This is a genomic window from Saccharopolyspora sp. NPDC049426, assembly GCF_040676935.1.
Classification (GTDB): Bacteria; Actinomycetota; Actinomycetes; order Mycobacteriales; family Pseudonocardiaceae; genus Saccharopolyspora.
The window spans coordinates 25,581-45,600 of sequence record NZ_JBFAPZ010000019.1; the positions used below are offsets into that span (position 1 = coordinate 25,581).

At 69.8% G+C, this 20,020-nt stretch carries 18 protein-coding genes; 8 read left to right on the top strand and 10 right to left on the bottom strand.

The window, feature by feature from the left end; all coding sequences use genetic code 11:
* The first annotated feature begins 10 nt into the window (after positions 1-10).
* Complete coding sequence (locus AB0J78_RS30275; RefSeq protein ID WP_363794923.1) at positions 11-1,408, top strand: alpha/beta hydrolase; 1,398 nt, start codon at positions 11-13, stop codon at positions 1,406-1,408.
* A 70-nt stretch (positions 1,409-1,478) separates the two neighbouring features.
* Positions 1,479-2,105 carry a maleylpyruvate isomerase family mycothiol-dependent enzyme gene (locus tag AB0J78_RS30280; protein WP_363794925.1) on the top strand — a complete coding sequence of 209 codons (627 nt, stop codon included), beginning with the start codon at positions 1,479-1,481 and terminating at the stop codon, positions 2,103-2,105.
* Between the two features lie 10 nt (positions 2,106-2,115).
* Here the strand turns inward: AB0J78_RS30280 and AB0J78_RS30285 are convergent, their stop codons facing one another.
* The 3 genes from AB0J78_RS30285 to AB0J78_RS30295 form a co-directional block, all read right to left on the bottom strand.
* A complete protein-coding gene (locus AB0J78_RS30285; RefSeq protein ID WP_363794927.1) occupies positions 2,116-2,346 on the bottom strand; it encodes a non-oxidative hydroxyarylic acid decarboxylases subunit D in 231 nt (76 codons plus the stop codon).
* 26 nt (positions 2,347-2,372) lie between these two features.
* Positions 2,373-3,797 carry a non-oxidative hydroxyarylic acid decarboxylases subunit C gene (locus AB0J78_RS30290; RefSeq protein ID WP_363794929.1) on the bottom strand — a complete coding sequence of 475 codons (1,425 nt, stop codon included), beginning with the start codon at positions 3,795-3,797 and terminating at the stop codon, positions 2,373-2,375.
* Positions 3,798-3,897: 100 nt separating this feature from the next.
* On the bottom strand, positions 3,898-4,482 hold the full coding sequence (locus tag AB0J78_RS30295) for a non-oxidative hydroxyarylic acid decarboxylases subunit B (RefSeq protein ID WP_363794931.1): 585 nt from the start codon (positions 4,480-4,482) through the stop codon (positions 3,898-3,900).
* 109 nt (positions 4,483-4,591) lie between these two features.
* Between AB0J78_RS30295 and AB0J78_RS30300 the strand changes: the two genes are divergently transcribed.
* The gene (locus AB0J78_RS30300) at positions 4,592-5,443 is read left to right on the top strand and encodes an AraC family transcriptional regulator (protein WP_363794933.1); all 852 of its coding nucleotides are present in this window, start codon (positions 4,592-4,594) and stop codon (positions 5,441-5,443) included.
* Positions 5,444-5,454: 11 nt separating this feature from the next.
* Here the strand turns inward: AB0J78_RS30300 and AB0J78_RS30305 are convergent, their stop codons facing one another.
* Positions 5,455-6,051 (bottom strand): DsbA family protein, encoded by a 597-nt coding sequence (locus tag AB0J78_RS30305; RefSeq protein ID WP_363794935.1) that lies wholly within the window; start codon positions 6,049-6,051, stop codon positions 5,455-5,457.
* Positions 6,048-6,740: an SDR family NAD(P)-dependent oxidoreductase gene (locus AB0J78_RS30310; protein ID WP_363794937.1), complete on the bottom strand. Its 693-nt coding sequence runs from the start codon at positions 6,738-6,740 to the stop codon at positions 6,048-6,050. The genes AB0J78_RS30305 and AB0J78_RS30310 overlap by 4 nt, the downstream gene beginning before the upstream one ends.
* A 101-nt stretch (positions 6,741-6,841) precedes the next feature.
* Here AB0J78_RS30310 and AB0J78_RS30315 point away from each other — a divergent pair, with 101 nt between their 5' ends.
* Entirely contained in the window at positions 6,842-7,675 is an 834-nt protein-coding gene (locus tag AB0J78_RS30315) for a helix-turn-helix domain-containing protein (protein ID WP_363794939.1), read from the top strand.
* Here the strand turns inward: AB0J78_RS30315 and AB0J78_RS30320 are convergent.
* Complete coding sequence (locus tag AB0J78_RS30320; RefSeq protein WP_363794941.1) at positions 7,668-8,987, bottom strand: FAD-binding protein; 1,320 nt, start codon at positions 8,985-8,987, stop codon at positions 7,668-7,670. The two genes, AB0J78_RS30315 and AB0J78_RS30320, sit on opposite strands and share 8 nt — an antisense overlap.
* A gap of 262 nt (positions 8,988-9,249) precedes the next feature.
* Between AB0J78_RS30320 and AB0J78_RS30325 the strand changes: the two genes are divergently transcribed.
* Complete coding sequence (locus AB0J78_RS30325; protein WP_363794943.1) at positions 9,250-10,959, top strand: bifunctional UDP-sugar hydrolase/5'-nucleotidase; 1,710 nt, start codon at positions 9,250-9,252, stop codon at positions 10,957-10,959.
* A 154-nt stretch (positions 10,960-11,113) separates the two neighbouring features.
* On the opposite strand, the gene AB0J78_RS30330 is transcribed toward AB0J78_RS30325, so the two are convergent.
* Entirely contained in the window at positions 11,114-12,043 is a 930-nt protein-coding gene (locus AB0J78_RS30330) for a proline dehydrogenase family protein (RefSeq protein WP_363794945.1), read from the bottom strand.
* A gap of 72 nt (positions 12,044-12,115) precedes the next feature.
* Positions 12,116-13,744 (bottom strand): L-glutamate gamma-semialdehyde dehydrogenase, encoded by a 1,629-nt coding sequence (gene pruA / locus AB0J78_RS30335; protein ID WP_363794947.1) that lies wholly within the window; start codon positions 13,742-13,744, stop codon positions 12,116-12,118.
* 118 nt (positions 13,745-13,862) lie between these two features.
* Here pruA and AB0J78_RS30340 point away from each other — a divergent pair, with 118 nt between their 5' ends.
* Positions 13,863-15,518, top strand: coding sequence for a helix-turn-helix domain-containing protein (locus AB0J78_RS30340; RefSeq protein WP_363794949.1), 1,656 nt, complete (start codon positions 13,863-13,865; stop codon positions 15,516-15,518).
* Positions 15,519-15,625: 107 nt separating this feature from the next.
* On the opposite strand, the gene coaA is transcribed toward AB0J78_RS30340, so the two are convergent.
* Both coaA and AB0J78_RS30350 read right to left on the bottom strand, forming a co-directional pair.
* Complete coding sequence (coaA, locus tag AB0J78_RS30345) at positions 15,626-16,558, bottom strand: type I pantothenate kinase (protein WP_363794951.1); 933 nt, start codon at positions 16,556-16,558, stop codon at positions 15,626-15,628.
* Positions 16,559-16,750: 192 nt separating this feature from the next.
* Positions 16,751-18,178 (bottom strand): amino acid permease, encoded by a 1,428-nt coding sequence (locus AB0J78_RS30350; RefSeq protein ID WP_363794953.1) that lies wholly within the window; start codon positions 18,176-18,178, stop codon positions 16,751-16,753.
* A 245-nt stretch (positions 18,179-18,423) separates the two neighbouring features.
* Here AB0J78_RS30350 and AB0J78_RS30355 point away from each other — a divergent pair, with 245 nt between their 5' ends.
* Complete coding sequence (locus AB0J78_RS30355) at positions 18,424-18,876, top strand: universal stress protein (protein WP_363794955.1); 453 nt, start codon at positions 18,424-18,426, stop codon at positions 18,874-18,876.
* On the top strand, positions 18,857-19,822 hold the full coding sequence (locus AB0J78_RS30360; RefSeq protein ID WP_363794957.1) for an adenylate/guanylate cyclase domain-containing protein: 966 nt from the start codon (positions 18,857-18,859) through the stop codon (positions 19,820-19,822). The genes AB0J78_RS30355 and AB0J78_RS30360 overlap by 20 nt, the downstream gene beginning before the upstream one ends.
* Positions 19,823-20,020 lie beyond the last annotated feature (198 nt).

The following is a 20,020-nucleotide window of genomic DNA, read 5'->3' on the forward strand; positions in this document are numbered from 1 at the left end:
ACCCGAAGTGATGAGAACGCTTCGCCCGGTGGTGGCGCTGGCGCTGCTGGCCCCCTTGCTCACCGCAGCTCCTGCGGCGGCCGAGCCGCCTGAGTTCGGTGCCTGCCCCTTCGAAGGTGCCGAGTGCGCGGAGCTGTCGGTACCACTGGGCGAGGGGGACCGGTCGATCTCGATCGCGATCTCGCGCGTGCGCGCCACCGGCACGCCCGCGGAACACCGGGGCGCGCTGCTGGTCAACCCGGGAGGACCGGGCGGTTCTGGGCTGGAATACGCGGTGAGCAAGGGGGCGAAGCTGCCGGAGTCGGTGCGGCGCAGCTACGACATCATCGGGTTCGACCCGCGCGGCGTCGGCCGAAGCGCCCCGCTGGACTGCGGTGAGCTGGGCGGACTGTTCGAACACCCGGCGCCCGAGCCGGTTCCGGGAAGCCGACCAGCGGAATCCGAGCACCTGAACCGATTACGCGCGATGGCCGAGGACTGCCTGCGGCACAACCCGGATGCGGCGTGGATGAACACCGCAGGCACCGCCCGCGACGTGGACCGCATCCGGGAGGCGCTCGGGGAACCGAAGCTCAACTTCCTCGGCGTCTCCTACGGCAGCTACCTCGGTGCCGCCTACGCCGCGCAGTTCCCCGACCGCGTCGGGCGGATGGTGCTCGACAGCGTGGTGAGCCCGGACCGCTGGCACGACTTCGACGTCCGGCAGGCGTTCGCGATGCTCGATCAGCGCGAGACCCTCTTCGAATGGATCGCCGCTCACCCGGAGTTCGGGCTCGGCGAGACGAAACAGCGAGTCCGCGAGTCGTATTCGACGGCGCGTGCCGGGTTGACCGGGAGCTTCGGCCCGGCAGAGTTCGACAACCTCGTCTACAAGACCCTCTCGCGCACCGAGCGCTGGGAGCCCTTCGCCCGCGACCTAGGCGCCCACCTGCACCAGGGGACGCCGCTGAGCCCCGCGCTGCCCGAGAACGACCCGGAATCCCGCAACTACGAGGCGGCTCTGCGCACCGTCAAGTGCGCCGACAGCAGACGCTCCACCGAGGACGAGGTCATCGGCTCCCTCCGGGCGCTGCGCGCGGCCGACCCCGAACCGATCGTCACCGGGCTCGAAGCCACCACCTGCGCCTACTGGCCGGAACCCGTCGAGCCCGCCCGGTTCGGGCACCCGGAGATGCCACCGGTGCTGCTCACCCAGGCCGACCACGACCCGACCACCCCGCTCGACGGCGCCCGGCGGATGCAGGCCCGACTTCCCGGCGCGCGCATGGTGGTCCTGCACGACTCCCACTCGCACGGCGTCTTCGCCAGCCAGCGCAACCCCTGCGTCGACGACGCTGCCGCGAACTACCTGCTCACCGGCGAACTCCCGGCGGACGACCTCAACTGTCAGGGGCCGGGGCTACCGTGAACCCGCGCGCATCGGACGCACTGGCAGCTTCGGAGGTGCGGGCGTGGCGCACGGGAACTGGAGGTGGTCCATGCGTCGAGCCGACACGATGGCGATGGCGGTCGCCGAACGCACCGATCTCGCGGAGTACCTCGGCACGCTCACCCGCGAGCAGTGGGAGGCACCGAGCCTGTGCGCGGGCTGGCGCGTGCGCGACGTGGTCGCGCACGCGATCAGCTACGACGACCTCACCTGGCCCGACGTGCTCAAGCGCGCCGCCCGAGCGGGTTTCGGGCCGAACGCCATCAACGATCTCGGTGTCGCCGAGACCCGTGCCCGCAGCAACGGTGAACTGCTCGACCGACTGCGCGCCCACCTCCGGCCCACCGGCCCGATCACGGCGCTGGGTGGCATGATCCCGCTGGTGGACGCGCTGATCCACCACCAGGACATCCGCCGTCCGCTCGGCCACCCGCGCGAGATCCCGCCGCAACGGCTGCGCGCCGTTCTGGACCTGGCGTTCAAAGCACCACCCGTCGGGGTCAAGAAGCGCGCCGCCGGCCTCCGCCTGGTGGCCGCGGACCTCGACTGGACCCGCGGCGAAGGCCCCGAAGTCGGGGGGCCGGGCGAAGCGCTGCTGATGACCCTAGCCGGGAGGTCGGCCGCCTTCACCGAGCTCACCGGAGAGGGCAAGGCCGTCCTCGCCTCCAGGCTCTAGGTCCCGGCTCTCAACCGCGCAGCGGCGGGATGGTGGGGACTTCGGAGGCGGTGGCGATGGCTTCCGGGGTGAGGCGGAACTGCTCCGGGTAGTGCTCGCGGGAGGTGCGGCGGGCGGGTTCGGTGGTGCGCCACATGTACAGGCAGCGCGGGCACTGCAGCACCTCCCAGGCGCCCGGCACCGGTGAGGTCGTCACGGTGCGGATCTCCGGATCGGCGCAGCGGGGGCAGATCGTCTGCATCGGGTTTCCTTTCCGCGCGGTGCGCTTCATCGGTTGGCGAGCTCGGAGCGCAGGCGTTCGGCCCACTCGGCGGTTTCTGGGAGGTCCTTGGTCGGGGTGCCGAAGTTGCCGCGCACGTCGGGTTTCACCGGAGTGGTCGCGTCGATGATCATCTTGCTGGTGACGCCCGCCGGCTGCGAGGCCGGAGCCAGTTCCACCACCGACAGGTTCGGGATGACCACCACGTCCTCGGACGGGTTGACCTTCGCCGACTGCGCCCACATGACCTGCGGCAGGTCGAACGGGTCCACGTCCTCGTCGACCAGGATCACCTGGCTGATGTAGCCCAGGCCGTGCGGCGTGGTCATCGCGCGCATGCCCACCGCCTTGGCGAAACCGCCGTAGCGCTTGGCCGTCGAGATGATCACCAGCAGGCCGTGCGTGTACATCGCGTTGACGGCCTTGACCTCCGGGAACTCCGCGCGCAACTGCTTGAGCAGCGGAACGCAGGTGTTCGGTCCCACCAGGTAGTCGCACTCGGTCCACGGCATGCCCAGGTAGAGCGACTCGAAGATCGGGTTGGTGCGGTGGGAGATCCGCTCGATGCGCACCACCGGCATCCGCCTGCCACCCGAGTAGTGCCCGGTGAACTCGCCGAACGGTCCCTCGATCTGCCGCACCCGCGACTCGATGCGGCCCTCGATGACCACCTCCGAACCCCACGGCACGTCGAATCCGGTCAGCGGAGCGGTCGCGATCGGCATCGGCTCGCCGCGCAGCGCACCGGCCATCTCGTACTCGGACTGGTCGTAGGCCATCGGCATGCCCGCCACGATCGGCACCACCGGGTCGTTGCCGAGGGTGATCGCCACCGGCAGGTCCTCGCCGAGCTCCTCGGCCTTGCGCAGGTGCTGTGCGATGTCGTGCATCGGCACCGGTTGCAGCGCGAGCCGGTCCGTGCCGATCACCTCGATCCGGTAGATGCCCAGGTTCTGCTTGTCGAAGTCCTCCGGCGCGTCCGGGTCGCGCGAGACGACGGCGGCCTTGTCCAGGTAGAACCCGCCGTCGCCGTCGTTGAGCCGGAACAGCGGCAGCACGTCGAAGAGGTTCACGTCCTCGCCGGAGACGCTGTTGGCCTTCCACGGCGCGTCCTCACGGCGGACCGGGGTGACCGGGAAGTCGTCCCAGCGGCGGGCGAACTCCTCGACCTGCTCGCGGGTGGAGGTCTCCTTCGGCAGACCCAGCGCCATCGCGTGGTTGCGCCAGGAACCGTGCACGTTCATCGCGATCCGCGCGTCGGTGAATCCCGAGACGTTGTCGAACCACAGCGCCGGGGCACCCTCGCCGATGCGACCGGCGGCGTTCGCCGCGGCGGCCAGGTCCGGCTCTGGGGACACCTCCTCGCTGATCCGCAGCAGCTGTCCCTCCTTCTCCAGGGCGTTCAAGAACGACCGGAGGTCGTCGTAGGCCATGGTGCTCCTCCTTCAGATCCTCTTGCGTGGCGGTGCCGGTTGCTCAAGTCGTCCTCACGTCTCGCGGCTGCGCCGCTCGCGCGCAGTCCGCAGAAGAAACTCAGGAAACCTTGAGCTTGGCGGTGCGGAGCCCTTCCCAGCGCTGGGCGGCCGGGGCCGGCAGGTCGAGCTGGTCGAGGACCCGGGCGGTGATGTGCTCGACGAAGTCGTCGATCGAGGCCGGGTTGTTGTAGAAGGCGGGCATCGGCGGCACGATCCGCACGCCCATCCGCGAGAGCGCCAGCATGTTCTCCAGGTGGATCTCGCTCAGCGGCGTTTCGCGCGGCACGAGGACCAGCGGACGGCGCTCCTTGATCGTCACGTCCGCCGCGCGCGCCACCAGGCCGTCGGCGTAACCGGAGCGGATGCCGGCGAGGGTCTTCATCGAGCAGGGCACGATCACCATGCCGTCGGTGCGGTAGGAGCCCGACGAGATGCTCGCGCCCTGGTCATCCGGGTTGTAGACGACGTCGGCGAGCGCGCCGATCTCCTTGACGCTCAACCCGGTCTCCAGCTCCACCGTTGCTCGCGCCCAGCGGCTGAGCACCAGGTGGGTCTCCACCTCGGGCAGTTCGCCCAGCTGCTCCAGCAGTCGCACACCGAGCGGCGCCCCGGTCGCTCCGGTCATCCCCACGACGAGTCGCACGCTTCTCCTTTTCGGTCATCTCGTGCTGATGGCTCCACGCTAAGCGCCGATCACGCAGGTGAGCGGGTATTCTGGCGACAAGAGATGGGGAGAATCGGACAGGACGCAGATGGCTGAGATCACCGACGTCGGCTACCGGCCGGGGCTGAACGCGCCGATCGGCATGGACGTCGTCGACTTCACCGAGCTGCGCTCGCGCGCCGAACGCCGCGGGATCGACCTCGCCGGTCCGCAGCGGCCGGACTTCCACCACCTGATCCACGTCCACGCCGACGCCGACCCGCTGCCGCACACCGTCGACTTCACCGAGCACGTCATCGAGCCCGGCGGCTGGCTGTGGGTGCGCCCCGGCCAGGTGCACCAGTACGGCGCGCTGACGCGCTCGCGCGGCACGATCGTCATCTGGCGGCCCGGTTTCGTCACCTTCGATCCGTCGCTACCGGAAACCCCTCTGCTGCCAGCAGGTTCGGCCCGCGACGCGGTCGATCTGGCGCTGCGACACCTGCTCGCCGACTACGCCGACCTGGGCTCGATGACGCTGGAGGCGCACAACAGGTCGCTGCGGATGCTGCTGGCGGTGCTGCTGCTACGACTGGCCCACGCGGGCGAGGCTCCGTCCTCCACCACCTCGGCCGACGGCCCGTTCGAGCGATTCCAGGCGGCGGTGGAGCGCGACTTCACCCGCACCCACCGAGTCGCCGACTACGCCGCCGACCTCGGTTACAGCGCTCGAACCCTCACCCGCGCAACGCTGTCCGCAACGGGTCGCTCGGCCAAGTCCTACCTGGACGCCCGGATCGTCCTGGAGGCCAAGCGGCTGCTCGTCCACACCGACCGCGCCTCAGCGGACATCGCCCGCCACCTCGGTTTCACGACTCCGGGAGACTTCAGCAAGTTCTTCCGCAAGCACGACGGCCGAACCCCGCTGGACTTCCGCGCGGAAGCCCGAGGCGTGGGCTGACCCCTCACGTTTCAGATGAGCTCGCGCAACGCCCGGTGAAACCGCTCGACCTCCCCGCTTCCGGTGATCGTGCCGGAGGGGAAGCGGAAGACAGGGAGCATGTCGATGCCGAGGGCGCGGACGCGATCGAGCTCGGCGCGCAGGGAATCCGCCCCGCCCACCGGTGCCGCGACACCGACTTCGTCGGCCAGAGCCGTGAGGGTGGATGGGTCGGCGATGTTGAGGCCGTCGGTGAAGTAGGCGCGGAAGAGGCGCTCGGCCATGACTTCACCGCTGTCCTGTTCGGACGCGGCGGCGAGGAGGCGGTGGGCCTCGAAGGTGTTGGTGAAGATCGCGCGCCGGAAGTTCAACCGCAGGCCGTCCTGCTCGCCGATCGACGACGTCGCGATCTCGCGGGCGACCGACTCGCCGCGCTCCCGCGCGTGCAGCTCGAACAACGGCTCGCCGGCCGAAGAGGCGTCGGGACGCAGCTGGAAGGGCGCGAACCGCACCTCTACCTCACCACCGGTTCGTCGATGCGCCTCGACCGCGCGCAGGAAGCGCGTGAACCCCAGGTAGGAGTGCACGCACACGAAGTCCAGCACGACCTCCACGCGCGGGGCGCTCACCACGCCACCTCGCCGTCGCGGGAGAAGAAACCGCCCGTGGGACCGGCGGGACCGGTGGTGGCCATCCGGACGATGATCTCCGCCCCTTCGGCGACGGTCTGAACTCCCCGGTGACGGTTGAAGTCGGTGGCGGTGAAACCCGGGCAGACGGAGTTGATGCGCATCGCCGGGAACGCCCGAGCGTACTGCGCGGTGAGCATGTTCAACGCGGCCTTCGACGAGGAGTAGACCGGCACCGGGATCCAGTGCGGATCATCCGTGGCGGGATCCGGTTTCGCAGCCGAGGCGATCGAGCCGAGACGGCTGCTGACGTTGACCACCACCGGGTTCGGACTCGACTCCAGCAGCGGCAGGAACGCGTTGAGGACCCGGACCAGACCGAAGAGGTTGATCTCGTAGGCGGCGAGCAGGTCGGCGGGGGAGGCGTGGCCGGGTGGCAGCACGGCACCGGGCACGCCCGCGTTGTTGACCAGCACGTCCAGCCCGTCGAGGCTCTCCGCCGCCGCGCGGACCGAATCCTCTCTGGTCACGTCGAGGACCAGGGGAACGGCTCCGATCTCGGCCGCGGCCTTCGCGCCACGTCGTGGGTCACGCGCCCCGAGCATCACGGTGTGTCCGATTTCGACCAACCGCCGCGCGGTCTCCAGACCCAGGCCGCGGTTGGCGCCGGTGATGAGAGTCGTCGTCATGCCGCCACCCTGCGCCGCCGAGCAGTCGAATTCCGATGCAACGGTCTTCCTGGGACCGCCGGTACCACCCACGCGGAGCGAGTGCGGGCGATACTGGACCGATGACGGAACAACCCGCAGAGCTCGGTGCGGCGCTGCGCGGCTGGCGCGACCGGATCGGCCCGGCCGAGGTGGGACTTCCAGCAGGTCTCGGCCGTCGTGCGAAGGGGTTGCGGCGGGAGGAACTCGCCCTGCTGGCAGGGATCTCGGTCGACTACGTCATCCGCCTCGAACAGGGCCGCGCCAACCCGTCTACGCAGGTCGTCGGTGCCCTGGCCAGGGCGTTGCGGCTGACCGGGGCCGAGCGCGACCACCTGTTCGCGCTCGCCGGGAAAGCCAACCCCACCAGCGGGCACAGCTCGCCGCACCTGACGCCGAGCCTGCAGCGGCTGCTCGACCAGCTGCGCGGCATCCCCGTCGGCGTGTTCGACGCGGGCTGGACCCTCACCGCCTGGAACCCGCTGCACGCGGCGCTGTTCGGCGATCCCACGGCGCTGTCGGCGCGAGAGCGCAACGTCGTGTGGGCCCACCACGCCGGCCTCCCGATGCGGGTGCGCTCGACGCCCGAAACGGCAGCGGTGTTCGAGGAGGCGACGGTCGCGGACCTGCGTTCGGCCGCGGCCCGCTTCCCGGCCGACGCGGAACTGCGGGCGTTGCTCGACGACCTGCGCGGATTCCCGCGCTTCGCCGAGCTGTGGGAGTCCCGCACCGTCGGTGAGCACGTGGCGCACTCCAAGATCGTCGACCACCCCGAGCTCGGTCCCATCCCGGTGGACTGCGACGTGCTGGAGGTGCCCGCCAGCGACCTGCGGCTGGTCGCCTACACCGCCCCGGACGAGGACGCGGCGGAGCAGTTGCGGCTGCTCGACGTCATCGGTACCCAGACCCTCACCTGAGGCACTGGTCCTCCTGCGCGAAGGACATCTGGGCGGGGTGGGCGAGCACCAGGTCGTGGGAGGCCGGATCGAGGTCGGTGCCGATGGGGTAGAGGGTGCCGCCGAGCTCCGCGGCGCGGCGGCGCCATCGCTGGTTGCGGCGCAGCCGGTCCGGCAGCCAGAACGGGTCGGTCTGGCCCGCGGCGTCGGAGAGCATGTCGAACAGCCACACCAGCTCGTCGTCCGGAACGCGCAGGCCGGGGCGGGTGAACGACGCGCGGCGGTGCGGGAACAGCAGCCCGATGCTGGTCTCGCTGAGATCGAGGTCGGTGATCTCCGGTGCCGTGCCCGCCAGGAACTCGTCCAGCGCCGAATCGGGCATGAAGTAGTCCGCCCACACCTTGTGCACCCGGTTCCAGCCGGCCGTCACGAACGGCTCGTAGCGGTTGTCGGTGCTGGTCGCGAACTCCCAGTAGGAGACGTCCCAGACCTGCGCGGTCACGTCGAGTCCGCGCAGCAGGTGCGCGTCGTCCGGCTTCCGGGCCGCGCGGTGGTAGGCGGTGAAGCGGAGCTGGAAGCGGTGGCGCTGCGGGGCGAACCAGCGGATCAGCAGGTCGTCGACCTCACCGCGCCGGACCAGCACGCGCGCTGCCCGCACCGCGTCCTGCAGCGACGGGAAGTGCAGGTCGTACACCCTGGCCAGCGGCGGAACCGAAGTCAGAGCCAGCCGAGCGCGCGTGATGATCCCCGCGCAGCCGAGCCCGCCGAGGACCGCGTTGAACAGTTCGCCGTCGCGCTCCGGTGTGCACCACCGCACGGCTCCCGACGGGGTGACGACCTCGACGGCCTTCACCCGGTCGATGATCGCCCCTTCGCTGTGCAGGCTGGAGATGCCGCCGACGCTGAGCACCCCACCGGTGCTCAGCTGGAGGTATCCGGTGGGGCCCGACGTCAACCGGCGTCCGCGCAGCCAGGCGTGCCAGACGACGTCGCGCAGCAGCACTCCCGCCTCGACGTCGGCGTGGTCGTCGGTCACCGCGTGGATGAGGTCGAGGCTGCGCATGTCGACCTGGATCCCGCCGGACGGGCACAGCGCCTGGCCGCCGGTGGTGTGCAGGGTGCCGTGGGCGCGCAGCGGGACGCCGTTGCGGCAGCACCAGGCGGCCGCGACGGCGATGTCGGCGGTGGAACGCGGACGCAGGATCGCGGCGGGTCTGCGGTCGACGAGATTGCCGAGGTCGGAGGCGTGCAGCTCGTCCCCGTCGGTGACCAGGGCGGCTCCGCGACCGGGCAGTTCCGGGAAGGTCGAGAGATCGGGGGTGCCCGAATCCATCCCGATCACTCCCCCCAGGTGAACGACGTCTGCCCAGCGGCCCTGTCCAAATCGGAGTCCATCCTGAGGACCAGGGCTTTCCCCGAGCTTTCTCGCCTGGTCAGACAGGTTTCGCCGAGCCCGCGCGACGTGGGTGTGTCCGCTTCTAGACATTCACCCGATGGTGCTGGTCTTGGGCATGTGCGCGGGAGAGGATTCCGCTGGCGACCCTCCGGCGCGTCGGGGAAGTGGAGCGGAGGGCATTCAGCGGAAGGAAATCGGTGTGAAGACAGCTCGGTTCAGCCGTCCGGCGGCGCTGGGAACCGCCGTGCTGGCAGCGGCGGCGGTGACCGCGGCCCCGGCCGTGTCGGCGGCCCCGGCGGCGGGGACGGATCCGTTGACCACGCAGGTCCGGCTGATCACGTTCAACGACCTGCACGGCAACCTCGAACCCCCGGCGGGTTCGTCCGGCCGCGTCACGCTGCCCGACGGCAGCGCCGTCGACGCCGGCGGTGCGCAGTTCCTGGCCACCCACGTGGCGCGGCTGCGCGGAGAGGTGAAGAACTCGCTGGTGCTCTCGGCGGGCGACAACGTCGGCGCCTCACCGGTCAACAGCGCGCTGTTCCACGACGAGCCCACGATCGAATTCCTCAACCAGCTCGGAGTGTCCACTTCGGTCATCGGAAACCACGAGTTCGACGAGGGATTCGAGGAACTGCGACGGATGTCCGATGGCGGTTGCCACACCGCCGACGGATGCCAGTTCCGGGATCCGTTCCCCGGCGCGAACTTCGAGCAGCTCGGCGCCAACGTCACCTTCACCGACGGACGTCCCGCGCTCAAGCCCTTCGACGTCCAGAACGTCAACGGCACGCGCGTCGGCATCATCGGCGCGACGCTGGAGGAGCTGCCGTCCGTGGTCGCCCCCGGCGCCATCGAGGGTCTCGAATTCGGGGACGAGGTCGAGGCCATCAACCGCACCTCGCGGATGCTCGACACCATGGGCGTGAAGGCGCAGGTCGTGCTGCTGCACCAGGGCGACGGCACCGAGAGCGGCGGGCCCGACGAGTGCAACCTGACGCCCGGACCGGCGAGCGCGATCGCCAAGGCCGCGTCGCCGAACGTCGACCTGATCTTCACCGGGCACAGCCACGCCCAGTACAAGTGCACGATCGACGACCCGGCGGGCAACCCGCGCCAGGTGCTGCAAGGCGCCTCCTACGGCAGGCTGCTCTCGGTCGCCGACCTGGCCATCGACCGCGTCAGCCAGGACGTCGTGCGCTCGGAGACCAAGGCGCGCAACGAGATCGTCACCCGCGACGTGCCCGCCGACCCCACCGCTCAGGCGCTGATCGACGAGGCGGCCACCAAGGCGGCCCCGATCGCCAACCGCCCGGTCGGCAGCATCACCGGCGACCTGCCCCGCGCAGCCGCCCCGTCCGGGGAGTCGCCGATCGGCGACGTCATCGCCGACGCGCAGTTCGAGGCCACCGCGGCCAACTCGCCGCAGATCGCCATCACCAACCCCGGCGGCATCCGCGCCGACCTGCTCTTCCCCGGATCACCGGTCGGTGAGGGCGACGGCGTGGTCACCTACGGCGAGGCGTTCGCGGTCCAGCCGTTCGGCAACATCATGCAGACCATGACGCTCACCGGCGCCCAGCTCAAGGCCGTCCTGGAGCAGCAGTGGACCCCGGAGGAGACCAACATCCTGCAAGTCTCGGCCGGTCTGCACTACAGCTACTCGGCGGGTGCGCCGATCGGCTCGAAGGTCACCGAGATCAGCATCAACGGTCAGCCGGTCGACCCCAACACCCCCTACCGGGTCTCGGTCAACAACTTCCTCGCCGGAGGCGGCGACGGGTTCACCGAACTCACCAAGGGCACGGACGTCGTCGGCGGACCGGTGGACCTCGACGCCTTCCTCGGCTACCTCAACGCCCACCCCGGCATCACCCCACCACCAGCAGACCGCATCACCGCCCTGCCCTGAAAACCCACCCACCCGAGTCGACTCCGCAGCCTCGTCGGTGGAGTCACCCCGGGTGGGTGGTCGGTCGGATTTCAGTGGAACTCCGTGACCGGGTTTCAGTGGAAATCGGGACCGGGTTTCCACTGAAATCGGGAACCGCCTGGGGTGGTGGGGATCAGCCTTGGGTGGCGAGGGAGCGGAGGAAGAAGGCGAGGTTGGCCGGGCGTTCTGCCAGGCGGCGCATGAAGTAGCCGTACCACTCGTCGCCGTAGGCGGCGTAGACGCGGAGTCGTCCTCCCGCGGAGGCGATGCGGCGCTGCTCGTCGGGGCGGATGCCGTAGAGCATCTGGTACTCGAAGTCCGCGTTCGTGCGGCCGCTGCGGGCGGCCAGTTCACCGGCGATGGCGACCATGCGGGGGTCGTGCGTGGCGACCATCGGGTAGCCCTCGCCCTGCATCAGGACCTTCAGACACCGCACGTACGAGCGGTCGACCTCCGACTTTTCCTGGAAGGCCACCGATTCCGGCTCGGCGTAGGCACCCTTGCACAGCCGGACCCGGGAGCCGGCCGTGGCCAGGTCGCGGCAGTCCTGCTCGGTTCGCCGCAGGTAGGCCTGCAGCACCGCGCCCACCCACGGGAAGTCCACGCGCAGGTCGCGCAGGATCCCGAGGGTCGAATCGGTGGTGGTGTGGTCCTCCATGTCCAGGGTGACCGTGGTGCCCGCCGCGCTCGCGGCCTCGCAGATCAGCCGGGCGTTGTCCAGCGCGATCTTCTCGCCGTCGGAGGGCAGGAACTGGCCCACCGCCGACAGCTTCACCGACACCTCGGCCCGCTCGGCGAGCCCATGCTCGGCCAGCACTCCCAGCACCTGCCGGTAATCCCGGACGGTGGTGGCGGCTTGGCTCGCGTCGAGGGTGTCCTCGCCGAGGCGATCCAGCGTCACGAACAAGCCGTGGCCGCTCAACTCCCGGGTGGCCCGCACGGCGTCCTCTGGTGACGTGCCGGGCACGAAACGCCGAACCACGGGCTTGGTCAGCGGGTTGGCCTCGACGAGCCGTCGCACCGAAGGCGAGCGTCCCGCGGCCAGCAATGCACTGCGCAACACCGAATTCTCCCCACGCTCAAGCTGTTCCGGATAAAGGGGGTGCCCCGGACCGTCCGGGGCACCCCGTCGTGCTCATCCCATGTGGGGGTAGGTGTGACCGGTCGGCGCGTCCCAGGTCTCCTTGATGGCGCGCGGGCTGGTCCAGCGCTGGATGTTGAGCAGCGATCCGGCCTTGTCGTTGGTGCCGGAGGCTCGGCTGCCGCCGAAGGGCTGGCGGGAGACGATCGAGCCGGTGGGCTTGTCGTTGACGTAGAAGTTGCCCGCGGCACCGCGCAGCTTGCGGTGGGCTTCGTCGATCGCGGTGCGGTCGGTGGAGAACACCGCACCGGTCAGCGCGTACGGGCTGGAGGAGTCCACAACGTCGAGGATCTGGGAGTACCCGGCGTCGTCGTAGACGTGCACGGCGAGGATCGGCCCGAAGTACTCGGTGGTGAAGACCTCGTCGGCCGGGTCGGTGCACACCAGGACGGTGGGTTCGACGAAGTAGCCGACCGAGTCGTCGTACCCGCCGCCGGCCAGGACCTCGATGGTGTCGGTGCTCTGGGCGCGGTCCAGCGCCGCCTTGTGCTTGGCGAAGGCGCGCGCGTCGATCACGGCACCACCGAAGTAGGAGAAGTCGGTGACGTCGCCGAAGTGGATGGTGCGCGCCAGATCGGCGAGCTCCTCGCGCAGACCGCCTTCCCAGATGGAGCGCGGCACGTAGGCGCGGGAAGCGGCCGAGCACTTCTGGCCCTGGAACTCGAAGGCGCCGCGGGCGAACGCGGTGGCCAGCGGAGCGGGGTCGGCCGAGGGGTGCACGACGATGAAGTCCTTGCCGCCGGTCTCGCCCACGATGCGCGGGTAGCTGCGGTAGGAGTCCAGGTTCTCGCCGATGGTGCGCCACAGCTTCTTGAAGGTGGCGGTCGATCCGGTGAAGTGCAGGCCCGCGAAGCCCGGGTCGGTCAGCGCGACGTCGCTGACGGCGTGGCCGTCGCCGGTGACGAGGTTGATCACGCCCGGGGGCAGTCCGGCGGCCTCGAGCAGCCGCATCGTGAAGTGCGCGGCGAACTGCTGCGACGGGGTCGGCTTCCACACCACCGTGTTGCCCATCAGCGCGGGCGCGGTGGGCAGGTTCCCGGCGATGGCGGTGAAGTTGAACGGGGTGATCGCGGTGACGAACCCGTCCAGCGGCCGGTAGTCCATGCGGTTCCACTCGCCCGGGACCGAGCGGGGCTGCTCGGCGATGATCTGCCGCGCGTAGTGGACGTTGAACCGCAGGAAGTCGATGAACTCGCAGGCGGCGTCGATCTCGGCCTGCTGCACCGACTTCGACTGGCCGAGGATGGTGGCGCCGTTGATGGTGTCGCGCCAGGGACCGGCCAGCAGGTCGGCGGCGCGCAGGATGACCGCGGCCCGCTCGTCGAAGGAGGTCGCGGCCCAACCGGCGGCGGCGTCCTTGGCAGCGGCGACCGCGTCGGCGACGTCGCCCGCGGTGGCTTGGGCGGCGGTGCCGAGGACGTGCTGGTGGTCGTGGGGCTGGACGACGTCGAAGCGGTCGCCGCCCGCCATGCGCTGGGTGCCGCCGATGGTCTGGGTGAGCTCGATGCGCTCGGACTCCAGCTCGGCCACGCGCTTCTGCAGCGACTCGCGTTCCGGCGAACCGGGCGCGTAGCCCTTGACCGGCTCGTTGTAGGGCACCGGCACCGAGGTGATCGCGTCCATGCTTGTTCCGCCTCCTTGAGACGCCGTGGGTGTGTTGATTGGAGGTTAGGGTGTGACGCACGCCCGGAGCTTGTTCAGTTGGCTATTGTTGATGGTGTCGGCTTGTGGGATCGGACAAATGGCGCGTGATGTCGAGTCGGTCGGAGTGACCGATGTGGGAGTGCCGCTGCGGCAGCTGCTGGCCGCGGTCGGCGATCCCCTGGTGGATGTGCTCGCCGCGCCGCGAGGCTTGGACGTCGAGGTTCGTGATGTGGTCATTGTCGACCCCGAGGAGGAGTCCGGCAGCGCTCGCGACAGCGATTTCGTGCTGGTCATCGGCGCGCGCGGCCGGGCCGCGGCACCTCTGGTGCGGGCCGCGGCCCGCGACGGCGCCACGGTGGTGGCGGTCAAGGTCGGCTCCGAGCCCGAGGCGCGAGCGTTGCGGGACACCGCGATGGCGGGCGGCGTCGCGCTGCTGGGCGTGCGACCGGAGGTCCGCTGGGAGCGCCTGGAGGCCTACGCCCACAACGCGATCGACAACGCCCGGCTGACCAGCGACGCGGATGTCGGCGAGGCGCTGGGCGACCTGTTCTCGCTCGCCCAGACGGTCGCGGCGATGACCGACGGCATCGTCAGCATCGAGGACACCGCCAGCCGCGTGCTGGCCTACTCGCGCTCCGACGACGAGGTCGACGAGCTGCGGCGGCTGTCCATCCTCGGCCGCCAAGGTCCCGAGCAGTACCTGGCGATGCTGCGCGAATGGGGCGTCTACCAGCGACTACGCGCAGGTGAGGACGTGGTGCGCATCGACGAGCGGCCGGACCTGGGCATCCGGCGCCGGATGGCCGTGGGCATCCACGCGGGCAGCCAGCCGCTCGGCTCGATCTGGGTGCAGGAGGGCCGGCGCCCGCTGTCGGAGCGGTCCGAACGCGCGCTGCTCGGTGCCGCGAGGTTGGCGGCCCTGCAGCTGATCCGGCAGCGCTCAGAGGCCACCGCGGGACCGAGGCTCCGGGAGAACCTGCTGGCCGGGCTGCTGGAAGGCCGGGTCGACGCGCGCTCGGTCGCCGACAACATCGGCGCCGACGCGGACCGGCCTGCCGTGGTCGCGGTGTTCACCCTGCGTCCGATGGGCAGCGTCGACCGCTCGGAGCTGGAGCTGCAACGGGCGGAGATGACCGGCCTGATCTCGGTGCACGCCTCGGCCTACCGGCGCAGCGCGCTGGTCACGACCATCGGGTCGCGGGTGTACGTGCTGCTGCCGGAGCTGCCGGAGCGCTCCGCCGCGCAGTCGGCGCTGTCGCTGACCCGCGAGATCGTCGCCGCCGCCAAGCAGCACCTGACCTCGCGGGTGCAGGCGGGAGTCGGGTCGGCCGTGCTGACGCTGGACGAGGTGGCCGAGTCGCGGGCCGAGGCCGACCGGGTGCTGGACGCGCTGGTGCACGACATCGACGCCGAGGTCGCCACGATCTCCGACGTGCGCGCGCAGGTGGTGATCAGCGAGATCCTCACCGTGCTGCAGGGCAACGAGCGCTACCGGGACGCCCGCCTCACCGCTCTCCACGACCACGACTCCGAGCACGCCACGGACCTCGCGCGCAGCCTGCTGGCCTACCTGGAGCACTTCGGGGACGTCAAAGCCGCCAGTTCGGACCTGCACGTGCACCCCAACACCCTGCGCTACCGCGTTCGCCGCGCCACCGACCTCACGGGCATCGACCTCGCCGACCCGACCGAACGCCTCAACACCCACCTCCAACTGCTGCTCACCAAGCGCACCCGACACCGCCCGACCTGACCAGGCACAACACGCCGCGCAGGGAGGACTTTTCAAACTTCGCGCGAAATTGCGGGCCGAGCTTCGGGCTTCGAATTTCGCGCGAAATTCGACCGTGCTGGGCGGGGTCAGAGCTTGCGGAGGCGGACCCTGTTGATGGTGTGGTCGATGTCCTTGCGGAGGACGAGGGTCGCGCGGGGGCGGGTGGGCAGGATGTTGTCCACCAGGTTGGGCTCGTTGATGGTGCGCCAGAGGTGGTCGGCCTCGGCGCGCGCCTCGGAGTCGGTCAGTTCCGCGAAGTGGTGGAAGTGCGATTCCGGATCGGCGAAGGCGGTGCTGCGCAGCGCCAGGAACCGGTCGGTGTACCAGCGGGCGATGTGCTCGGTGCGGGCGTCGACGTAGACCGAGAAGTCGAACAGGTCCGAGACGGTGAGGCTGGGGCCGGGCTGCAGGACGTTGAGGCCCTCGACGATGAGGATGTCGGGCTGGCGCACCACGTGCCGCTCATCGGGCAGGATGTCGTAGGCGACGTGCGAGTACACCGGGGCGGAGACCTCGGGAGCCCCGGACTTGACCTCGGTGACGAAGCGCAGCAGCGCCCGCCGGTCGTAGCTCTCCGGGAAGCCCTTGCGGTGCATCAGCCCGCGCCGGACCAGCTCGGCCTTCGAGTGCAGGAACCCGTCGGTGGTCACCAGGTCCACCCGCGGGTGGTCGGGCCATCGGGCGAGCAGGGTGCGCAGGATGCGGGCGGTGGTGGACTTGCCGACCGCGACGCTGCCCGCCAGACCGATGACGAAGGGAACCTTGGTCCCGCCGGTCTCCTCGCCGAGGAACGTCGTGGTGCTCTCGTGCAGCCGCTGCCTGGCCGCGACCTGGAGGCTGATCAGGCGGGACAGCGGCAGGTAGACGTCGGCGACCTCGTCGAGGTCGACCGGTTCGCCGAGGCCGCGCAGCGCGACCAGTTCGTCTTCGCTCAGCGGGAGGGGGAGCGAATCGCGCAGCTCCCGCCATTGCGCGCGGTGCAGCTCCACGTACGGGCTCAGTTCGCGAACGCGCGTCACAAAGCACCCCTCAGCATCGAGGCCCGGTCGTACTCCTGGCAGCACCGTGAAAAGCCCCGGTGGCGCCAGCGAAAACCCTAGGCATACGACACCGGATAACGCTGTGATCCAGTGCACGCTGAGACGCAGCAGACATGAGCTCAACCGATCAACACCGGACCGGCGCAACGCGCGCCGGCCCGGTGCCGGCGGTCAGGAGTTCATCTTCGACTTCCGGTATCCGTAGGCGAAGTAGATGACCAGGCCGATGGCGAACCAGCCCGCGAACCGCAGCCAGGTCTCCCAGGCCAGGAAGGTCACCAGCCAGATCGAGAACGCGATGCCGATGATCGGCACCACCGGCATGCCCGGCGTCTTGAACTCGCGGGGCAGGTCGGGTCGCTTGTAGCGGAGCACGATCACCGCCGCGCACACGATCACGAACGCCAGCAGGATGCCGATGTTGGTCAGCTCCGCGGCCTCACCGATGGGCAGCAGCCCGGCGATGACCGCCGAGGCGATGCCGATCAGCCAGGTGAACCGCGTGGGCACCTTGCGCACCGGGTGGGTCTTGCTGAACCACGCGGGCAGCAGGCCGTCGCGGCTCATCGAGTAGCCGACGCGCGTCACGCCGAGCATGAAGGTGAACATCACGGTGAGGATGCCCAGGATCGCGCCCACGCCGATGATCGCGCCGAGCATCGGCAGGCCGACGTCGGTGAAGGCGGAGGCGAACGCGCTCTCGCCCTTGATCTGATCGAACGGGATCATGCCGGTCAGCACCAGGCAGGCCAGCACGTACAGCACCATCGAGATGCCCAGCGAGTACAGGATCGCCTTGGGCATGTGCTTCTGGGCCTCTTTGGACTCCTCGGCGGCGGTGCTCATGGCGTCGTAGCCGAACACCGCGAAGAACACCGTCGCGGCACCGGTGATGGCCCCGCTCGCGCCGAAGGGGAAGAACGGCGTGTAGTTGCCGGTGTTGATGTAGAAGGCGCCGACGCCGATGACCAGCAGCACCACGGCGACCTTCAGGTACACCAGGAAGGTCTCGAACCGCGCGGCGCTCTTCATGCCCAGGTTCAGCATGAAGGCGATGAACAGGCACAGCAGCACGGCGAAGAGGTTGATCTTGTAGCTGCCGGGCGCGACGCCCTCCTCCTCGGTGCCCGGTGCGCCGAGCATCCACACCGGGAGGTCGACGCCGATGTAGCCGACCACTTCGTTGAAGTACCCGGAGATGCTGATGGCCACCACCGCCACGATCGCGGTGTACTCCAGCAGCAGGTCCCAGCCGATCAGCCAGCCGACGACCTCACCGAGCACGGCGTAGCCGTAGGTGTAGGCCGAGCCCGCCTTGGGGATCATGCCCGCGAACTCGGCGTAGGAGAACGCCGCGGCGGCGCTGGCGATGCCGGCGATCAGGAACGAGATCAGCACGGCGGGCCCGGCCTTCTCGTTGGCGACCGCGCCTGCCAGCGAGAAGATCCCGGCGCCGATGATGCCGCCGACGCCGATGGCCGTGAGCTGCCACAAGCCCAGGGACTTGCTCAGACCTGTTTCCTCGCCGTCCGAGGTGATGGTCTCGATGGGCTTGCGGCGAAATATTCCCCGCCCGGGTTGCAGGCTCGGTGCTGACACGTCGACTCCATTGTTCGAATCACAGGTTGCGGCGAAACGTACGTCGCGTGTTCGAGCGTCGTGCTGTGCTGTTGGACGACAGTTCCGGGAGGTGGTTGTCGAACGGCACAACGGTCCAGGTCGGTCACCGTGGCGTGGGGCACTGGCGGCGGCCCCCGCGCACGGGCCGTGACTGCGGCCGTCCTCGATCGTTAGTGTTCTCACCCGGAGCGTCGAATGTCGGCCCCAAAGGAAGTGGGAGAGCGATGTCCAGTTATCGCACCGTCGTCGTGGGAACGGACGGCTCCGCGCCTTCGCTGCGCGCGGTTGGCCGGGCCGCCGAGGTCGCCAGCGCCTCGTCGGCGCGGCTGGTGATCGTCTGCGCCTACTACCCGACCGACCCCAAGGAGCTGGAACGCGCCGCCGATCAGCTCGGCGACGAGGCCTTCCAGGTCATGGGTTCGGCTCCGGCCCAGGACACGGTGCAGACGGCATCGGACACCGCCCGCCAGGCCGGTGCGACCGACGTCGAGACCGTCGCCGCCGTCGGCGAGCCGGTCTCGGTGCTGCTGAGCGCGGCCGAGAAGCAGAGCGCCGACCTGCTGGTCGTGGGTTCCCGAGGGCTCAACACCCTCAAGGGGCGCATCCTCGGTTCGGTCCCCTCCGAGGTGTCCCGACGATCTGATTGCGACGTGCTCGTTGTCCGAACGTCGCGATGACCGGATCCGGCGAATCGAGGAGATCCTCCTCGGTTCGCCGCCTCAGTACACCAAGGACGAGATCGCCGAGGCCTCCGGTGTTTCCCTGGAGCGCGCCGAGCAGCTGTGGCAGGCGATGGGCTTCGCGCATGTCGACTCGGACGAGGTGATCTTCACCGACGCCGACGTCGCCGCGCTGCGCGCCCTGGTGTCGCTGGTGTCGGCGGACGTGATCCCCGACGAGCTCGAATCCGCGGTGGCCCGTTCGCTGGCGCAGACCATGTCCCGGCTGGCCGAGTGGCAGACGGGGCTGTTCAAGTCGCTGCTGGGGCAGAGCTTCGCCACCGATGTGGACACCACCACCGAGGTGGCGGCGGCGATCGTGCCGGTCATGGAGAAGATGCAGGACTACGTGTGGCGGCGGCACCTGGCCGCCACGGTGGCCCGCGAGCTCGACGAGCGCGATCCGGGCATCGACGAGCGCGTGCAGGTCGTGGGGTTCGCCGACCTGGTCGGCTACACCCGGTTGATCCGCGACTTCACCGAGCTGGAGCTGACCCGGCTGATCGACGGTTTCGAGTCGCTGGCCGGCGGGGTGGTCGCGCAGAACCACGGCCGCGTCATCAAGACCGTCGGCGACGAGGTCCTGTTCGTGGCCGACAGCCCGCAGGAGGGCGCGGAGATCGCGCTGACCCTCAACGAGGAGATCGCCAAGAACGACCTGCTGCCGCCGCTGCGGATCGCCCTGGCGCGGGGACCGGTGCTGGCGCGCTTCGGCGACGTCTACGGCTCGACGGTGAACATCGCCAGCCGCCTGACGTCGGTCGCCCGTCCCGCCTCGGTGCTCATCGACCGCGAGATGGCCGCCGCGCTGCGCGGCAACGAGAGCTACAAGCTCATCTCGGTGGGGCCGACGAAGGTGCAGAGCTTCCGGGGCCTGCGAGCCTGGGCCCTCAAGCGGCGCTAGGCGCTGCAGCTGTTCCAGAATCACCCGCTCGAGGCAATGTCCTCCGCCGCGGGTGAAAGCGAGTCGCACGATTGCTCCGATCACAGCAAATGTGATCGAAATATCGCTGAACTTGCATGTATCACGCAAGTGTCTGCGAGACCTCCCCATTCGTGGCTCCAACCAGCGGTTTTGCGATCACCGAAGATCCCGGAACCG

Excerpts from the sequence above, each read along its gene's own strand:
- pruA (WP_363794947.1), bottom strand. The coding sequence starts at position 13,744 with ATGGACGCGATCACCTCGGTGCCGGTGCCCTACAACGAGCCGGTCAAG.
- AB0J78_RS30275 (WP_363794923.1), top strand. The coding sequence starts at position 11 with ATGAGAACGCTTCGCCCGGTGGTGGCGCTGGCGCTGCTGGCCCCCTTG.
- AB0J78_RS30320 (WP_363794941.1), bottom strand. The coding sequence starts at position 8,987 with ATGGATTCGGGCACCCCCGATCTCTCGACCTTCCCGGAACTGCCCGGT.
- AB0J78_RS30280 (WP_363794925.1), top strand. The coding sequence starts at position 1,479 with ATGCGTCGAGCCGACACGATGGCGATGGCGGTCGCCGAACGCACCGAT.
- AB0J78_RS30310 (WP_363794937.1), bottom strand. The coding sequence starts at position 6,740 with ATGACGACGACTCTCATCACCGGCGCCAACCGCGGCCTGGGTCTGGAG.
- AB0J78_RS30285 (WP_363794927.1), bottom strand. The coding sequence starts at position 2,346 with ATGCAGACGATCTGCCCCCGCTGCGCCGATCCGGAGATCCGCACCGTG.
- AB0J78_RS30290 (WP_363794929.1), bottom strand. The coding sequence starts at position 3,797 with ATGGCCTACGACGACCTCCGGTCGTTCTTGAACGCCCTGGAGAAGGAG.
- AB0J78_RS30300 (WP_363794933.1), top strand. The coding sequence starts at position 4,592 with ATGGCTGAGATCACCGACGTCGGCTACCGGCCGGGGCTGAACGCGCCG.
- AB0J78_RS30315 (WP_363794939.1), top strand. The coding sequence starts at position 6,842 with ATGACGGAACAACCCGCAGAGCTCGGTGCGGCGCTGCGCGGCTGGCGC.
- AB0J78_RS30355 (WP_363794955.1), top strand. The coding sequence starts at position 18,424 with ATGTCCAGTTATCGCACCGTCGTCGTGGGAACGGACGGCTCCGCGCCT.
- AB0J78_RS30340 (WP_363794949.1), top strand. The coding sequence starts at position 13,863 with ATGGCGCGTGATGTCGAGTCGGTCGGAGTGACCGATGTGGGAGTGCCG.